17 protein-coding genes are annotated in these 15,470 nt (G+C 70.3%); 4 read left to right on the top strand and 13 right to left on the bottom strand.

Going from position 1 to position 15,470, the window contains the following annotated elements; genetic code table 11:
• Positions 1 to 8: 8 nt before the first annotated feature.
• From mrf to BMW88_RS22080, 6 genes are all read right to left on the bottom strand, one after another.
• Positions 9 to 1,103, bottom strand: a complete 1,095-nt coding sequence (mrf, locus tag BMW88_RS22100; RefSeq protein ID WP_089953476.1) for a ribosome hibernation factor-recruiting GTPase MRF — start codon at positions 1,101 to 1,103, stop codon at positions 9 to 11.
• A 493-nt stretch (positions 1,104 to 1,596) separates the two neighbouring features.
• On the bottom strand, positions 1,597 to 1,893 hold the full coding sequence (locus tag BMW88_RS43410) for a hypothetical protein (protein WP_089953475.1): 297 nt from the start codon (positions 1,891 to 1,893) through the stop codon (positions 1,597 to 1,599).
• 73 nt (positions 1,894 to 1,966) lie between these two features.
• On the bottom strand, positions 1,967 to 2,218 hold the full coding sequence (locus BMW88_RS41055) for a hypothetical protein (protein WP_143116186.1): 252 nt from the start codon (positions 2,216 to 2,218) through the stop codon (positions 1,967 to 1,969).
• Between the two features lie 99 nt (positions 2,219 to 2,317).
• Positions 2,318 to 3,142: a class I SAM-dependent methyltransferase gene (locus tag BMW88_RS22090; RefSeq protein ID WP_089953473.1), complete on the bottom strand. Its 825-nt coding sequence runs from the start codon at positions 3,140 to 3,142 to the stop codon at positions 2,318 to 2,320.
• Positions 3,142 to 4,278 carry a GTP-binding protein gene (locus BMW88_RS22085; protein ID WP_089953472.1) on the bottom strand — a complete coding sequence of 379 codons (1,137 nt, stop codon included), beginning with the start codon at positions 4,276 to 4,278 and terminating at the stop codon, positions 3,142 to 3,144. Before BMW88_RS22085 ends, BMW88_RS22090 begins: the two co-directional genes overlap by 1 nt.
• Before the next feature lie 88 nt (positions 4,279 to 4,366).
• Positions 4,367 to 4,729, bottom strand: coding sequence for an ArsR/SmtB family transcription factor (locus BMW88_RS22080; protein WP_089953470.1), 363 nt, complete (start codon positions 4,727 to 4,729; stop codon positions 4,367 to 4,369).
• Between the two features lie 61 nt (positions 4,730 to 4,790).
• Here BMW88_RS22080 and BMW88_RS22075 point away from each other — a divergent pair, with 61 nt between their 5' ends.
• Both BMW88_RS22075 and BMW88_RS22070 read left to right on the top strand, forming a co-directional pair.
• Positions 4,791 to 6,656 (top strand): heavy metal translocating P-type ATPase, encoded by a 1,866-nt coding sequence (locus tag BMW88_RS22075; RefSeq protein ID WP_281249431.1) that lies wholly within the window; start codon positions 4,791 to 4,793, stop codon positions 6,654 to 6,656.
• 272 nt (positions 6,657 to 6,928) lie between these two features.
• The gene (locus BMW88_RS22070) at positions 6,929 to 7,189 is read left to right on the top strand and encodes a hypothetical protein (protein WP_089953467.1); all 261 of its coding nucleotides are present in this window, start codon (positions 6,929 to 6,931) and stop codon (positions 7,187 to 7,189) included.
• A gap of 60 nt (positions 7,190 to 7,249) precedes the next feature.
• Here the strand turns inward: BMW88_RS22070 and BMW88_RS22065 are convergent, their stop codons facing one another.
• From BMW88_RS22065 to BMW88_RS22045, 6 genes are all read right to left on the bottom strand, one after another.
• Positions 7,250 to 9,430: a xanthine dehydrogenase family protein molybdopterin-binding subunit gene (locus tag BMW88_RS22065; RefSeq protein WP_089953465.1), complete on the bottom strand. Its 2,181-nt coding sequence runs from the start codon at positions 9,428 to 9,430 to the stop codon at positions 7,250 to 7,252.
• Positions 9,430 to 10,389 (bottom strand): FAD binding domain-containing protein, encoded by a 960-nt coding sequence (locus tag BMW88_RS22060; protein WP_089953463.1) that lies wholly within the window; start codon positions 10,387 to 10,389, stop codon positions 9,430 to 9,432. Before BMW88_RS22060 ends, BMW88_RS22065 begins: the two co-directional genes overlap by 1 nt.
• Entirely contained in the window at positions 10,376 to 10,828 is a 453-nt protein-coding gene (locus BMW88_RS22055) for a (2Fe-2S)-binding protein (protein ID WP_089953462.1), read from the bottom strand. Before BMW88_RS22055 ends, BMW88_RS22060 begins: the two co-directional genes overlap by 14 nt.
• A 200-nt stretch (positions 10,829 to 11,028) precedes the next feature.
• Positions 11,029 to 11,517 carry a DUF1097 domain-containing protein gene (locus BMW88_RS22050; protein WP_089953460.1) on the bottom strand — a complete coding sequence of 163 codons (489 nt, stop codon included), beginning with the start codon at positions 11,515 to 11,517 and terminating at the stop codon, positions 11,029 to 11,031.
• Positions 11,518 to 11,711: 194 nt separating this feature from the next.
• Positions 11,712 to 11,837, bottom strand: a complete 126-nt coding sequence (locus tag BMW88_RS44030) for a hypothetical protein (RefSeq protein WP_281249430.1) — start codon at positions 11,835 to 11,837, stop codon at positions 11,712 to 11,714.
• A 17-nt stretch (positions 11,838 to 11,854) separates the two neighbouring features.
• Positions 11,855 to 12,955: a PQQ-dependent sugar dehydrogenase gene (locus BMW88_RS22045; RefSeq protein ID WP_089953458.1), complete on the bottom strand. Its 1,101-nt coding sequence runs from the start codon at positions 12,953 to 12,955 to the stop codon at positions 11,855 to 11,857.
• Between the two features lie 196 nt (positions 12,956 to 13,151).
• Between BMW88_RS22045 and BMW88_RS22040 the strand changes: the two genes are divergently transcribed.
• Positions 13,152 to 14,153, top strand: coding sequence for an aldo/keto reductase (locus tag BMW88_RS22040; RefSeq protein ID WP_218148164.1), 1,002 nt, complete (start codon positions 13,152 to 13,154; stop codon positions 14,151 to 14,153).
• The gene (locus BMW88_RS22035; RefSeq protein WP_245777968.1) at positions 14,150 to 15,013 is read left to right on the top strand and encodes a helix-turn-helix transcriptional regulator; all 864 of its coding nucleotides are present in this window, start codon (positions 14,150 to 14,152) and stop codon (positions 15,011 to 15,013) included. Before BMW88_RS22040 ends, BMW88_RS22035 begins: the two co-directional genes overlap by 4 nt.
• Here the strand turns inward: BMW88_RS22035 and BMW88_RS44485 are convergent.
• Entirely contained in the window at positions 14,992 to 15,384 is a 393-nt protein-coding gene (locus tag BMW88_RS44485) for a hypothetical protein (protein ID WP_089953454.1), read from the bottom strand. The two genes, BMW88_RS22035 and BMW88_RS44485, sit on opposite strands and share 22 nt — an antisense overlap.
• Positions 15,385 to 15,470 lie beyond the last annotated feature (86 nt).

Here is a 15,470-nt window from a genome sequence, read left to right as displayed (position 1 = left end):
GGCCTGGTTCACGACCCCTCCATCTCGTCGTGCCACTCGGCGAACGGGTCGACGAACTCCAGCTCGTCGGCGAGCGCCAGTTCCTCGTCGGTCACCAGCGCGCCGTGCAGTGCGGCGGTGATCTCCTCAGGCGACGCGGTCGCGGTGATCACCACCAACTCCTGGGAACGATCGCCGTACCGCGGATGCCAGGTCGCGGAAGCCATCGCGCACCGGTCCGGCGGGACGTCCGACCAGTCCTCCACCGCCGCCAGCCAGGGCCCCAGGTTGCCCACGCTCAGGCCGCCGCCGGCGGACTCCAGCCACAGCGCGGTGTCCGGCTGGCTGGCCAGCCACACCCGGCCCCGCGTGCGCACCACACCGTCGAGCAACGTGTCGATGGCCTGGTGCAGCCGCGCGGGGTGGAACGGGCGTCGTTCGGTGAAGTGGACGACCGACACACCTCCTGCCGGTTCCAGCGGTGGCTGGCCTTGCAACAGCGTGCCGAAGCCGTCGTCGAAGCCGCCCCTGCGGGCGTCGTCCGGGATGGCGGCCAGCAGAGCGGTCACGTCCAGCCCGGATCGGACCGTCCGGGGTGCGCGGGGGTTGAGCCGGTCGAGCACGGCGTCCAGCACCGCGTCGTCGCCGGGCCCGGTCAGCACGAGCGCGTCGGCGAACTCGGCCTGCCCCACGACGACCTGCGCCACCGTGCGGTCGTCATCAGCGGCGGCGCCCAGACCGCGGTCCTCCACCGTGTCCCCGCCGATGGCATCCGCCAGCCAGTTCGCCCGGTCGACCACGGTGACCACCGCCTCGATGCGCGCGTCGATCTCCCTCAGGGCGAAGCAGACGGCTTCGGGCTCCAATGCCGGGTCGAGGTCGACGACCACCCGGCCGCCCAGTTTCTCCAGCAGCGGCAACAGGTCCAGGCGCAGCGTGCAGGACACGCAGCCGTGTGCCAGTTCCAGCACGGTCAGCTCGCCGTCGACCCAGCGGCGCACCACTCCCCCGGTGAGATCACGCAGATCGTGGCGGACCAGCACCGCACCGGGCAACGCTCGCCAGATCTCCTCGGCCACGTCGTGCTGCGTCAGACCGGCCACCAGAACGAGCTCGACTCCCATGCGGGAAGCTTAACGGCAATGATTGTCGTTTTAAACGACCGGGGTGACCCAACACTCGGCAGCACGACCTCCGGCCGACCTGCTCATCACCACGCGATGTCCGGTACGACGCCGAGTTCGGCCGGTCGCACGGTCAGGGCCGCTCGTGGTCGATGCCGAGCAGAGCGACGCGCCCGGCTCTACGCAGCCGCACCGGCAGGGCACGGCGGAGCCGGGAAACATGAGCCGGACGACGCGTGCTCTACTTCAAGCGAGTGGCCATGAGCGCAGCGACCACCACCAAGCACGGAGGCAGAAGTGAACAAGCAGTGGATCCGAGCCACGGCTGTCGTCATCGCCGCCGCGGTCACCCTGAGCGCGCTGTACTACCTGATCGCCAGCCTTTGACCAGGTGCCGCACGCCCAGTCGCGCGCGGCAGACCTCGATCTTCACCTGGAGAACCCTCGCAACACCCGATCACCGAGTCCGGGCTTGCCCGATGAGCAGCGCGAGTCAGTGCTCGTCGTAGTGCTCGCCATGAACGGCGTGGCGGTGTCCATCGTGCGCGTAGTCCACGTGGTCACCGTGCGGGACTGCCACATGGCCACACCCCTCACCGTGCGCGTGGTCGTGATCGGAGTGGGGAAGGTGGTCGGCCGGCTCGCACTCGTCGAAATGCCCGTCGTGCATTCGGTGGAGGTGACCGTCGTGCGCGTAGTCCACGTGGTCACCGTGCGGGACCGCCACATGGCCACACCCCTCACCGTGCGCGTGGCCGTGATCGGTGTGTTCGAGGTGTGCCGTGGTCATGAGCAATCTCCCTTTCGATGTCCCAGGGGCTTCATGCCACCCGGATGTCCTAGCGCCATCACGCAGCGCAACATCATATTAGGTTATGCGCATGAATGCCGCATCTCGACCGTTCACCCGAGCGGCGCAACCGCACGACCGGACCGCCTACAGGCCCGACCGTCCGCAGCGCCTCACCTGAAGCAGCCAGACCGTCGGCGTGCCGGCAGCGGAGGGCAGCGATTTCCAGACGAGCGGGGACCGCGCCGCTGCCGATCGAGGTGGTCGCATCGAGTTCTGCCACGCCTTCCTGCCGCAGCGACGTCAGGGAGAGCTTGCGCACCACCCGGCCATCATCGTGCCGATCGGTTCCCGCAGGTGGCGGCCCAGGGCTGCGAAGTCCGCCGCCGCGTCGAACGCGCCGCGAACCTCGGCCTTCCGGTCGTCAGCCCCGCCCGCCTCGTCTCTGTCCCATGTGGATGGTTCTGGCCGTGAGCAGCGCCAGGTCGTCACGGTTGCCCAGCCACACCGGTGAGGTGCGGTCGAGCAAGCTGTTCCACGCGACGCGGTCGTCCTGGGCCAGAAAAGCCTGGGCTCGTGCGACCCGTGCGGTGAGCTCCGCGAGCACGACTTCTCGCTCCGCTTCGGTGAGCGGGGCGGGCAAGTCCAGCAGCACGCTGCGGCTGGTGACCCGCTCGAGTCCGGCGGACCGCAACAGGCCTGACCATCCGCGTGCCACGCGCACGACCGCAGGTCTGCCCTCGAACCACGCCGTGAACCACTCGTTGTGCGCGGCGTCGAGCCGAGCCTCCAGCCCCGGCCTGCCCACGCCGACGTCCCAGGGCAGGCAACGCGCGGGCAGGCCGCCCTCCCCGAGTGCGAGCAGGCCGCCGGGCGCGAGCAGACCGGCCAGCCCGGACACCGCGTCCTGCCAGGACAACGCGTGGTGCACGCAAGCACCGGACCAGATCAGCGACACGGGTTCCGGCAGCGGTACGGGACCGTCGTCGAGGTCGTGGAGCACCGTGCGCACACGGTCGCCCAGCCCTGCCCGCTCAGCGCGCTCGCGCACCAGAGCGAGCATCGCCTCGTCGTTGTCGACGGCGTAGACCCGTCCGGCGCGTTCGGCCAGCCGCAGCGTGCCGGCGCCCGATCCGGGGCCGACGTCAGCCACCACGCCCGCGATCGGCAGCGCGTCCAGGAATGCCAGCTCGGCCTGCGCGAACACCGCTTCGGCCGCGACGGGGTCCGCGGTCGACGGGCCGGTCATCAGGCGTGCTCGTGCAGGTCGGCGAGATCCCACTCCGGCAGCGGGTCCTCCAGCGTGAGCCAGTACGCCGGACCGGCCTCGAACTCCTCGTCGGTCAGCAGCGCCGGCTCGAGGCGGCGGCGCGGTTCGTCGAGGTCGAGGCCGACACCGATGAAGACCAGCTCCTGGTGGCCGTGCGGAACGTCCAGCAGCTGCCCCGGTTCCAGGGTGAGGTTCGGGCCTGCCTGCGACCACACGGCGAGAACCTCCGGGCGGCTGGCGATGTGACAGAAACCCTTGCTGCGCAACACGCCTTCCCAGTCGGCCAGCGCCGCCACCAGCCGGGCCGGGTGGAACGGCCGCGAGGCGCGGAACGCGACCGAGCGGATGCCGTACTCCTCGGTCTCCGGGACGTGGCCGGTGCCCGCCAGTTCCTGGGCCCAGCCAGGCGCCTGTGCGGCGGTGATCGGGTCGTAGCGGCCAGTGTCGAGCACCTCGGCCAGGTCGACGACGCCGTGCCGGGTGTGCAGCAACCGGGCGGTGGGGTTCATCCTGCGCAGCACGGCGTCGAGCGTCGCGAGCTGCTCCTCGGTCACCAGGTCCGTCTTGTTGACGACCAGCAGGTCCGCGAACTCGACCTGGTCGACCAGCAGGTCCGAGATCGTGCGCTCGTCCCCCTCCGCCGCGGCGATGTCGCGTTCGGCCAGCTGGTCACCGGTGGTCAGCTCGCGCAGGAACCCCGCCGCGTCCACGACGGTGACCATCGTGTCGAGCTGGGCGTGGTCGGACAGGCTGGTGCCGTCCTCGAACGTCCAGTCGAAGGTCGCGGCCACCGGCATCGGCTCCGAGATGCCCGTGGACTCGATCAGGATCGTGTCGAACCGGCCCGAGCGCGCGAGCTCGCCGACGCTGTCGAGCAGGTCCTCCCGCAACGTGCAGCAGATGCAGCCGTTCGTCAGCTCGACCAGGCGCTCCTGCGTGCGATCGAGGCTCCCCTGGCCCGCCACCAGCGCGGCGTCAATGTTGATCTCGCTCATGTCGTTGACGATCACCGCCACGCGCCGCCCTTCCCGGTTGGCGAGCACGTGGTTGAGCAACGTCGTCTTGCCCGAGCCGAGGAAGCCGGACAGCACGGTGACCGGAGTGCGCTTGACCATTTGAACATGATAGTCATATTCAGGTCTCAAGACACGCACGTGCCCTGTCACGAACTCACTTCCCCGTCAAGTCCGTGCACGGCTGCGATCAGGCGGTGGTCCCGACATCGTCGGTGGCACCGATACCGAGGTGTTCGATGTGGTAGACGGCCTCGTCGAGCAGCATCGCGACGTGGTTGTCGTACAGGCTGTAGACGATGCTGCGACCCTGGCGCGTACCGGTCACCAGGCTGAGCGCCCGCAACAACCGCAGCTGATGCGACACCGCGGACTGCTCCATCTCCACGGCCTCGGCGAGCTCACCGACCGAACAGGCGCCGTGCCGCAACCGGGTCAGGATCCGCAGGCGGCTCGGCGTCGCGAGCGCCTGGAGGGTGGCCGCCACCGTCGCCGCCGACTCGGCGTCCAGCTGCGCCGGCGGTGTAGTCCTGCCCTCGGCTCCATGACCCATGACAGCATCCTAGTCAGTGAACACATGAAGAGGTCTTCAGATGTTCCTGTATGGTGCTGGGGTGACTTCGACGTTCCTCATCGACAGCCCGCACCGGACACCGGCTCCGAGCCGTTCCCCGTTCGCGATCACGGAAGTCCGCTGGGCGATCGCGGCCACCGCCCTGTTCCTGCTCGGCGTCGGCGCGAAACTCGTGGGCGCGGCGCCGTGGACGTGGTGGACGCTGCTGCTCGCCTGCTACGTCGCCGGCGGCTGGGAACCCGCCCTCGCCGGGCTGAAGGCGCTGCGGGAGCGGACGCTCGACGTCGACCTGCTGATGATCGTCGCGGCGATCGGTGCCGCCTCCATCGGACAGGTCGTCGACGGCGGCCTGCTGATCGTCATCTTCGCGACGTCCGGTGCGCTCGAAGCCGTGCTCACCCAGCGCACCGCCGACTCGGTGCGCGGCCTGCTCGATCTCGCACCACAGCGGGCGTGCCTGCTCCTGCCGGACAGCCGGGAACGGGAGGTGGACGCGGAGACGCTGCGGATCGGCGACGAGATCCTCGTGCGGCCCGGCGAGCGGATCGGCGCGGACGGCGAGGTGGTCGACGGGAACAGCGAGGTCGACGAGGCCTCCATCACCGGCGAACCACTGCCGGTGCCGAAGCAACACGGACACGAGGTCTTCGCGGGCTCGCTCAACGGCACCGGGGTTCTGCGGGTGCGAGTCAGCCGCGAACCGAAGGACTCCGTGATCGCCAGAATCGTGGTCATGGTCGAGCAGGCCTCGGCCACGAAGGCGAAGACACAGCTGTTCATCGAGAAGGTCGAACAGCGCTACTCGGTCGGCGTGGTGGCCGCGACGCTGGCGTTGTTCACAGTGCCCCTGCTGTTCGGCGCGGCGTTCGAACCCACGCTGCTGCGAGCGATGACGTTCATGATCGTCGCTTCACCGTGCGCCCTCGTGCTCGCCACGATGCCTCCATTGCTGGCGGCGATCGCGAACGCGGGCAAGCGCGGTGTGCTGGTGAAGTCCGCGGTCGCCATGGAACAGCTCGGCACGGTGGACTCGGTCGCGTTCGACAAGACCGGCACGCTCACCGAAGGCACGCCTCAGGTCGTCGGCATCGTCACCGGGCAGAACGAGGACGAGGTGCTGGTGCTGGCCGCGGCGGCCGAGCAGTTCAGCGAGCACCCGATCGGACGGGCCATCGTGGCCGAGGCACGGCAGCGGCAGCTTCAGCTCCCGACGGCCGGCGACTTCCAGGCCACACCCGGCGTGGGAGTGACTGCGCGGGTCTCCGGGCATTCGATTGCCGTGCGGCGACACGACTCCCAGCACAACACCGCAGTCGAGGTAGCCGTGGACGACCGTCAGGTCGCGATCATCGAACTCGCTGACCGAATCCGGTCGTCAAGCCACAACGCCGTGCACGACCTCACCGTCCTCATCGGACGGAGCCCGGTCCTGCTGACGGGCGACAACCACGCCGCGGCACACCGGGTTGCGGCCGCCGTCGGCATCAGCGAGGTCCGTGCGGAGTTGCTGCCCCAGGACAAGGTGCGGGCCGTTCGGGAGATGAGCGGCAACGTGCTGTTCGTCGGAGACGGCGTGAACGACGCGCCCGCTCTCGCGACCGCACACGCGGGCATGGCTATGGGACGCAGGGGTTCCGCACTCACCGTGGACACCGCTGACGCCGTGGTGGTCGGCGACGATCTCACCGTGGTCCCGGCGGTGGTGGCACTGGCTCGCCGCGCCAGGCGCGTCGTGGTCGCCAACCTCGCGATCGCCGGAACGTTCATCGTGGTGCTGTCGGCGTGGGACCTGTTCGGGACGCTGCCACTCCCTCTCGGCGTCGCGGGCCACGAGGGATCCACCGTCCTCGTGGCGCTCAACGGGATGCGGCTGTTGTCCTCCGGCCGACGGCGGCAAGACCGCTGAACCACTCCGGGCGCTCGTCCACATCGCCGGGGGAGGCAGAGTGGTACACGCCTGCGGGGTGCCGGAACTCTGCAACGGGTCGCTCACCCGCGGCGATCGCGCGTCATCCACCACCGGACCACTCCCCGCCCGCGGTTGGACCGGACCGACCGCGCGGCGTCTCGCTCCAGTCGTGGCACACCTCCATGGCCCGGCGGCATCGGCAAGTCCTCGCTGCTGCGCTACGTCGCCCGGCAGGCGGAGCTCGCCGGGCGTTACGTGGTTGACGCACGGTGCCTGAACGCGGATCCGCGGTCGCACGGAAGAGGCCGCCGCTCTTCGCCGAACTGGTCGTGCGACCGCTCGACGCCGCCCAGCCCGATGCCCTTCTGCGTTGGCCGGATCCAGAGCGCTACGACGACGTCCGCACACGCATCTCGGTCGCATGTCTGCAGGCGGTTCGCTACGCCACCGAGGACGACGCGCTGCTGCGCGTCGCGGAGTGGATGTTCCTCTTCCGCGACCGGGGCGGACTGAACGACCTGTACGACTGAGCGTCCTTCCTCCCCCGCGCAGACGGCTCGTCTGGTCCGCTCCTGGCGGATGAGCGCCCGTCAGGCCAGCAGGTCCTCGATCCGGATCGGGATGTGCCGGACCCGGATCCCGGTGGCGTTGTGGATCGCGTTGGCGACCGCCGCCGCCACGCCGACCGTGCCGATCTCGCCGAGGCCGCGCGCTCCGAGGTCGTTGTGCAGGGTGTCCGGGTACTCCACGAAGTGCACGTCGATGTCCGGGATGTCGGCGTTGACCGGAATCAGGTAGCCGGCGAGGTCGGCGTTGGCGACACGGCCGCGGACCTCGCCCACGCCGATCTCGAAGCCCTCGTGCAGCGCGGCCGACACGCCCCAGATCATGCCGCCCATGAGCTGGTTGCGCGCCGTCTGGTGGTTGATGATCCGGCCGCCGTCGAACACCCCGAGCATCCGCGACACCCGCGCCTCGCGGGTCAGGCGGTGCACCCGGACCTCGACGAACTGCGCGCCGAACGAGCTGAAGGAGCGCTTCGTCATCTCTTCGCCGGGCGCCGAGGAGCCGACCGCGGTGAGCCCCGGACGGCCGGTCGCGCGCAGCACCTCGCCGAAGGTCATCGTGTGGCCCTGGCCGTGCACACGGCCGTCGGCGTAGGTGACCTCCTCGCCGGCGAACGGCGCGCCCGGAGACGCGGCCAGGGTGAGCAGTTCGCCGATCACCTGGGCCGCGCCCGCCATGATCGCCGTGCCCGCGCTGGCCGTGGCGGTCGACCCCGCGGACATGCCGCCGGGCGGCAGCGCCGAGTCGCCGATCCGCGGCCGGATCCGGTCCGCCGCGATGTCGAGCGATTCGGCCCCCACCAGGGACAGCACGGTCAGCAGGCCGGTTCCCGGGTCCGCGCCGCCGGTCTGGACGTCCACCGTGCCGTCGGCGTTCAGGGTGATCCCGACCGACGCCGGGAACCGCTGGGCCGGGAACATCGCCACCGCCACGCCCATGCCCACCAGCCAGTCACCGTCGGCGCGTCCGCCCGGGGTCCGGCCGGCCCAGCCGAACCGGTCGGCACCGATGCGAAAGCACTCGTCGAGGTGCTTGCTCGACCACGGCAGGTCCCTGCCGGGCGGGGCGAGCGAGTTGTTGCGCCGCCGCAGCTCGATCGGGTCCATCCCGAGTGCCTCGGCCAGCTCGTCCATCGCGCTCTCCAGCGCGAACGAGCCGGGCGCCTCACCGGGTGCCCGCATGTACGTCGTCGGCGGGAGGTGCAGCGGCACGATCTTCTGGCTGATCGCCAGGTTCCGCGTCGCGTACCACTTGCGGGACGTGCCGTGGGAGGTCGGCTCGATGAACGACCCCGCGATGTCGGTGCTGCACCACGAGTCGTGCCGCAGCGCGATCAGCGTGCCGTCCCGATCCGCGCCCAGCGTGATCTGCTGCACTGTCGCCGCACGGCCCGCTGTCGCCGTGAACACCTGCTCCCGGGTCAGCGACGCCTTCACCGGCCTGCCGAGCCTGCGGGACGCGGCGGCGGCCAGGAACGCGGGTGCCGAGGTTTGGCCCTTACCGCCGAAGGCACCGCCCACGAAGGGGTTCACCACCCGCACCGCCGACGGCTCCAGGCCCAGCGCCATGCTCAGCTCCAGGGCCGGCAGGTGGGCGCCCTGGTTTCCGCTGTAGACGGTCAGCTCGCCCGCCTCCCACACGGCGACGGCCGAGTGCGGCTCCATCGGGACGTGGTTCTGTGCCGCGGTGCGGTAGGTCGCGTCGACGACCACCGCGCTGGCGGCGAACGCCTCCTCGATCGAGGACACGCCCTCCTCCAGCACGGTCAGCTCGGGCGGCTCGTCCACATGGCCAGGCGCCATGGCCACTGCGGTGTCCAGCCCGTCTACCAGTGAGGTCAGCGCGGGCAGTTCCCGGTAGGACACCCCGACCAGCATCGCGGCGTCGCGAGCCTGCTCGAACGTCTCCGCCACGACGAACCCGATCGGCTGCCCGGCGTAAGTGACTTCCTTGTCGCGCAGGGGAACCCAGGTTTCGCCGAACATCGGCGTCGAGACCGGGCCCAGCGCGAGCGGGTCGAAGGGAGAGTAGACCTCGAGCACGCCTGGGGCGCTCTTGGTCGCGGTGACGTCCATGCTCTCGATCTCGCCGTGCGCGATGGTGCTGACCACGACGTAGCCGTAGGCCATGCCGGGGAAGTTGTGGTCCATCGCGTACTTCGCGTCGCCGGTGACCTTCATCGGTGCGTCCAGCCGTGCGGGCATCAGCGGCTCCTCTCGGTGACTTCGAGCAGGGCGCGGACGATCGTCCGCGGTAGCAGCGACAGCTTGAAAGCGTTGTCCGCCAGCGGCTTCGCGCCGTCGGTCGCGAGCGCCGCCGCCACGGCGAACGACTCCTCCGTCGCGGGCCTGCCGCGCAGCGCCGCCTCGACGGACGGCAGTCGCCAGGGCACGGTGGCCACGCCGCCCGCCGCTACCCGGACGTCCGCGACGATCCCGTCGCGGACGTCCATGGCGACCGCCGCCGAGCAGAGCGCGAACTCGTAGGACTGGCGGTCGCGCACCTTCACGTACGTCGACCGCCCGGCCCAGTCCAGGCGCGGCACGACGATCTCGGTGATCAGCTCACCCTGGCGCAGGTCGTGCTCGATCTCGGGGGAGCCGGCCGGGGTGCGGTAGAAGTCGGTCAGCCGCACGGTCCGCTCGCCGTCCGGACCGGCGAGCCGGACCTCCGCGTCGAGCGCGGCAAGGGCTACTGCGACGTCGCTGGCGTGCGTGGCGACGCACGACCCGCTGGTGCCGAACACGGCGTGCATCCGGTTCGTGCCGGTCGTCGCGGGACAGCCGCTGCCGGGCTCGCGCCGGTTGCACGGCATGCTCACATCCCGGAAGTACGTGCATCGGGTGCGCTGCATCAGGTTGCCGCCGATGCTGGCCATGTTGCGCAGTTGCTGGGAGGCGCTGAGCAGCAGTGCCCGGGAGATCACCGGGTAGACGCCGGGGTGCGCGGCGATGTCGGCCATTCGTTCGAGCGCGCCGATGCGCAACCCGTCGCCGGTGTCGATGCCGTGCAGTGGGAGCCCGTTGATGTCCAGTACTCGATGCGGTGTCACAACGTTGAGCTTCATCAGGTCGACGAGCGTGGTGCCGCCGGCCAGGAAGGTGCCCGTCGAGCCCGTCGCCTCGCCGACGGTGGCCGGCGCGGCCAGCTCAAAGGGTCGCATCGGCCCTCCTCGCCTGCTCGACGGCCTTGACGATGTTCGGGTACGCCGAGCAGCGGCAGAGGTTGCCCGACATGAACTCGCGGACATCGTCGACGTCCTGCTCGACGGCCGCCACCGCGGACATGATCTGTCCCGGCGTGCAGAACCCGCACTGCAGGGCGTCCTGGTCGGCGAAGGCCCGCTGCACGGGGTGCAGTTCGCCCGTTGTGGACAGACCTTCCACGGTGGTGACCGGCTTGGTCACGGTGGCGGCGAGCGTGAGGCAGGAAAGCACGGGCCTGCCGCCGACGTGCACCGTGCACGCCCCGCACTGGCCACGGTCGCAGCCCTTCTTCGGCCCGGTGACTCCGAGTCGCTCGCGCAGCGCGTCGAGCAGCGTCACGCCGAGGTCGATGCTGAGGTGTTCGGCGCGGCCGTTCACTTCGAGTGAGATGTCCACTGATCTCTTCCCTGCGGTGTAGTGGGTGGTCATGAATCGGACAGGTGTCCGCACGTAGTGCAACCGGTGCTGGTGGGCGCGAGCGGCTGGGCGTTCGGCTTGGTCGCGGTCCGCAACGGGGCTGCCCCGCTGTTCGCCGGTGACGGCCGGGGTCGACGGCCGGTGGCGATCGGCAATGCGATCAGCCACCGGCCTCGGACTCAGGCGAACTGGCGCTGAAGGCGTTGGCAGGCGAATCCCGCCGCGGCTCCGATCGCGGTGGCGGCCGCCAGGCTCAGCAGCGTAGAAGCGATTTCGTTGGAGTGGGCGGCGTAGAACGCAATCAGGCCGAGGAACCAGGCGAGCATGTTGTTCAGGACCGGCGTCGTGCGCAGGCCCACCACGACGAGCGCGAGAACGAAGACGGCCAGTGGCAGTGCCGCGGCACCGGTTACCGGAGCCAGTACCCCGGCCAGGAGCTGGCCCGCTGCGGCCAGGACCAGCCCCAGCCAGAGGCAAACCATGGCGTGCAGGCCCTGCACGGGAGAGGCGGGACGGCTGAACCAGGCGACCCAACCGACGAACATCGCCCAGGCGGGGAAGCTGAGCGAGTCGGCGGTGAACGCGGCCACGGCAGCGACGGCTCCCGCGATGACGGTGAAGATGACGAACCGCGGACGGGTCTGTGTGGCGACGGCGTGCTCGGACATTGTTTCCTCCAGAGAAGTTCAGTGCTGGGCAGGGACGAGGAGCTCGCTGTGCGGGTCACGAACTTTTCACGAGCCAGCCGAGCCGCCTCGTTGTTATATCCACAATGGACTTCGTGTCAGCGATGACCGCATGGAAAGGCTTGTGCAGAACGGGAAGATGAGGACTCGGGGATCTCGCGGGCGACGCCTTCCGGTCAGGGGACGACGCCAGGCGGGAACAGCCCGGCGGTCGCCTCTTCGTTGCGCGCGAAGAGCGGGTCTGGTTCGGCATAGGCGGCGACCTCGTGGTCGGCGGCTCCGGTGACCAGGACGACGGACATGCCGATCCTCCCTGGGATCATCGGGCGGGGACGAGCTCGACGCGCAGGACGCGGTCGTCGCCGTTCGTGGGGGCGACTCCGCCGAGCGTCGTTCGGTCGGTGTTGGAGGTGGTGATCCACAGGGCGCCGTCGGGTGCGACGTGCACGGCCCGCAGGCGGCCGTACTGCTCGACCAGGTGGGCGGTTGGATCGCCGGCGCGAGTGCTTCCGTTCACCGGCAGGCGCCACAACCGCTGGCCCCGCAGGCACGCGGCCCACACCGCGCCTCCCGCGTACGCGATGCCCGACGGCGACGCCTCGGTGGGCCGCAGCGCGAAGATCGGCCGCTCACCTCCCCGTCCGTCCGGGCCCTCCGCCGCGGGCCAGCCGTAGTCGGCGCCCGCGCGCAGCACGTTGAGCTCGTCCCAGGCGTTCAGGCCGAGTTCGGCGGCGTAGGCCGTGCCGTCCTGGGCGAACGCGATGCCCTGCACGTTGCGGTGCCCGGTGCTGAAGACCGGTGTGCCGAAGGGGTTGTCCGGCGGGACCGTCCCATCCGGACGGATGCGCAGGACCTTGCCGTTGAGCGAGTCGCGATTCGGCGCGGTCGTGGTGTCGAACGCGTCACCTGTGCCGATCCACAGGTTGCCGTCGGGGCCGAACTGCAGGCGCCCGCCGTGGTGGCGGTTGCCGGTACCGATGCCGTCAAGCACCACCCGCTCCTGGTGCAGCGACTGGAAGTCCTCGGCGATGCGCAGCGCGACGACCCGGTTGGCCGGGGACGACGACACGTAGGCGAAGACGGTGCGGTCGGACTCGAACGCCGGCGAGGTGGCCAGCCCGAGCAGGCCGCCTTCCGCGCTCTGGGTGACACCCGGCACGGAACCGACCAGTGCCGCTTCGCCGCCGCCGCCCGGGATGCGGTGGATCTCGCCGGACACCCGCCCGGACACCAGGGCCGTTCCGTCGGGGAGAAATGCCAGGCCCCACGGCATCTGCAGGCCGCGGGCCAGCTCGGTCACCTGTCCCGGCACCAGCCCGGCGGTGGTGGCGGGCGGCCCACCGGTGGCGGGTGGGCCGGCGGACGGCGAACAGGCGACCAAGGCCGTGGTGAGGCATGCGGCAGCGACAACGCTCTTCATCAGGATTTCCACCGTTTCTGCCGTCGTGGCGGCGACCGATGTGGACGATGCCGACGCTAGCGACGGTCCGGCTGTCCTGGGTCGCCCTGCCGGACCGGGGATGAGGAGGGCGCCCGTGGCGGGGCGGATCACCCGCAGACTGGGTTCTGCAAGTCGGCCGGACGTCGCCGACAACCAGGTCAGAAAAGGGAAATCAATGACTTTGAAGCCGCACGCCATCGGCAACCGTGGACTGGTGGCCTCCGTCGAGGGCCTCGGCACGATGGGCATGACCGCGATGTACGGCACCCCTGACGACGCCGAGTCCGTCGCGACCGTCCACCGCGCCATCGACCTGGGTGTCACGCTGTTCGACACCGCCGACATGTACGGCCCGTTCAGCGGCGAGGAGCTCCTCGGTCGCGCCCTCGCCGGCCGCCGCGACCAGGTTGTCGTCGCCACCAAGTCCGGCGGGCTGACCCTCGATGACTCCGGGCGGATCGTCGGCGGCCCCAACGGAAGGCCTGAGTACCTGCGCACCGCGGTCGACGGGTCGTTGCGCCGCCTGGGCACCGACTACATCGACCTCTACTACCAGCACCGGGTCGATCCGGCTGTGCCCGTCGAGGAGACGTTCGGGGCGCTCGGCGAGCTCGTGGCCGCGGGCAAGGTGCGGTACCTGGGCATCTGCGAAGCGCTGCCGGAATCGATCCGCGCCGCGCACGCCACCGCGCACCTCTCGGCGGTGCAGACCGAGTACTCGCTGTTCACCCGCACCGTCGAGACCAACGGCGTGCTGGACACCGTCCGGGAACTGGGCATCGGCTTCGTCGCCTACTCGCCGCTCGGCCGCGGCTTGCTCACCGGCGGGCTGCGCGGCGTCGAGGACCTGCCGGACAACGACTTCCGCCGCACCGCGCCGCGGTTCGCCGGCGAGAACCTCCAGCACAACCTGCGGCTGGTGGAGCGCGTGCGAGCCGTCGCGGACGAACTGGGAATCACCGCGGGTCAGCTGGCGCTGGCGTGGGTTTTGGCTCAAGGTGACCACGTGACCGCGATCCCCGGCACCAAGCGCCGGACGTACCTCGAGCAGAATGTCGCGGCAGCCGGCGTCGTCCTCGACCAGGTCACCTTGAAGAAGCTCGACGAGGCCGTACCCGCCGACGCCGTCGCCGGCCAGCGCTACGCGCCCCAGGCGATGGCGTCGATCCAGGAGTGATCCCAGTCGAAAGGCAGCTCATGGCGGACAACGACCTCGGTGGCTTCCTGCGCGCGCGGCGGGAAGCGATGCGCCCGGAGGACGTCGGGCTCGTCCCCGGCGGCCGCAGGCGCACACCGGGCCTGCGGCGGGAGGAGGTGGCGATGCTGGCGAACCTCTCCGTGGACTACTACGAGCGCCTGGAGCGCTCCCGAGGATCGAACCCCTCCGAGGCGCTGCTGGCCAACCTGGCCCGCGCCCTGCGGCTGACGGTCGACGAACGCGACTACCTCTACCGGCTGGCCGGCTACCCGCCGCCCGCGCGCCCCGCGCGCGGCGGGTACGTCGACCCTTCGATGATGTTCCTGCTGGACGCGCTCACCACCGTGCCCGCCCACGTCATCGACGACCTCACCACCGTGCAGGCACAGAACCCGTTGAGCCGCGCGCTCATCGGCCCCTGGACCGGGTTGGAGGGTCGCGAGGCCAACGTCACGTGGCGCTGGTTCACGGAACCGAGCTCGCGGGCACTCAACACACCCGAGGAGCACGAGGAGATCGGCCGCGGGTACGCGGCCGACCTCCGCGCCGCCACCGCACGGCTCGGCTCCGACCGCACCGCGCAGCGGCTGGTGGACGACCTCCTCGGCGCCAGCGCGGAGTTCGCCCGGTACTGGCAGGACATGCACGTCCAGCCACTGCGATCCACGCCCAAGACGCTCCTGCACCCGCGTGCGGGCCGACTGGAGGTGCAGTGTGACATCGTGCTCAGCACCACGACCGGACACCGACTGGTGATCTTCCGGCCACAGCCGGGCTCCACCACGGCGGAAAGCTTCGACTTCCTCCGCGTCCTCGGTCAGCAGACGTTCAACGACTGACGGATCTCGTCGGCATCGAACGGTGAACCCTGCCCGGGATCGTGGTGGTACGCCACCGTTTCGGCGCCCGCCCGGCCCGGCCGGCTTCGCGCAGGAGCCATGCGCTGGTTGTAATCGGCGGACCGGGAGACCTGGAGCAGTTCGCACGCACGCTTGAGGATCCCCACGTCCTCGCGCAGCCGCCGGTTCTCCCTCCGCAGCGCGGCCAGCTCGGTCTTCTCGCCGCTGCTCAGCCCGCCGTCGTCGCGGTTCCCAGCGTCGCGCTCGGCTTGGCACTGCTCGACGATCTCCGCCTTGAACTCCGGGGTGAACGCACGACGAGGACGCCGGGGCTTGTTCGAGCCCGTGGTCTTGACAAGGACATCCTCCAAGGGCAAAACCCCTGATCTCAGATGTCCGTCAAAACGGGACGTGACTGAACGGTGGGAGTGCAGTGGCTTCCGTCGCGAACTCGCAC

This window comes from Lentzea xinjiangensis, from assembly GCF_900110955.1.
GTDB classification, from domain to species: Bacteria; Actinomycetota; Actinomycetes; order Mycobacteriales; family Pseudonocardiaceae; genus Lentzea; species Lentzea xinjiangensis.
This window is presented reverse-complemented; position numbering and strand designations above follow the sequence as displayed.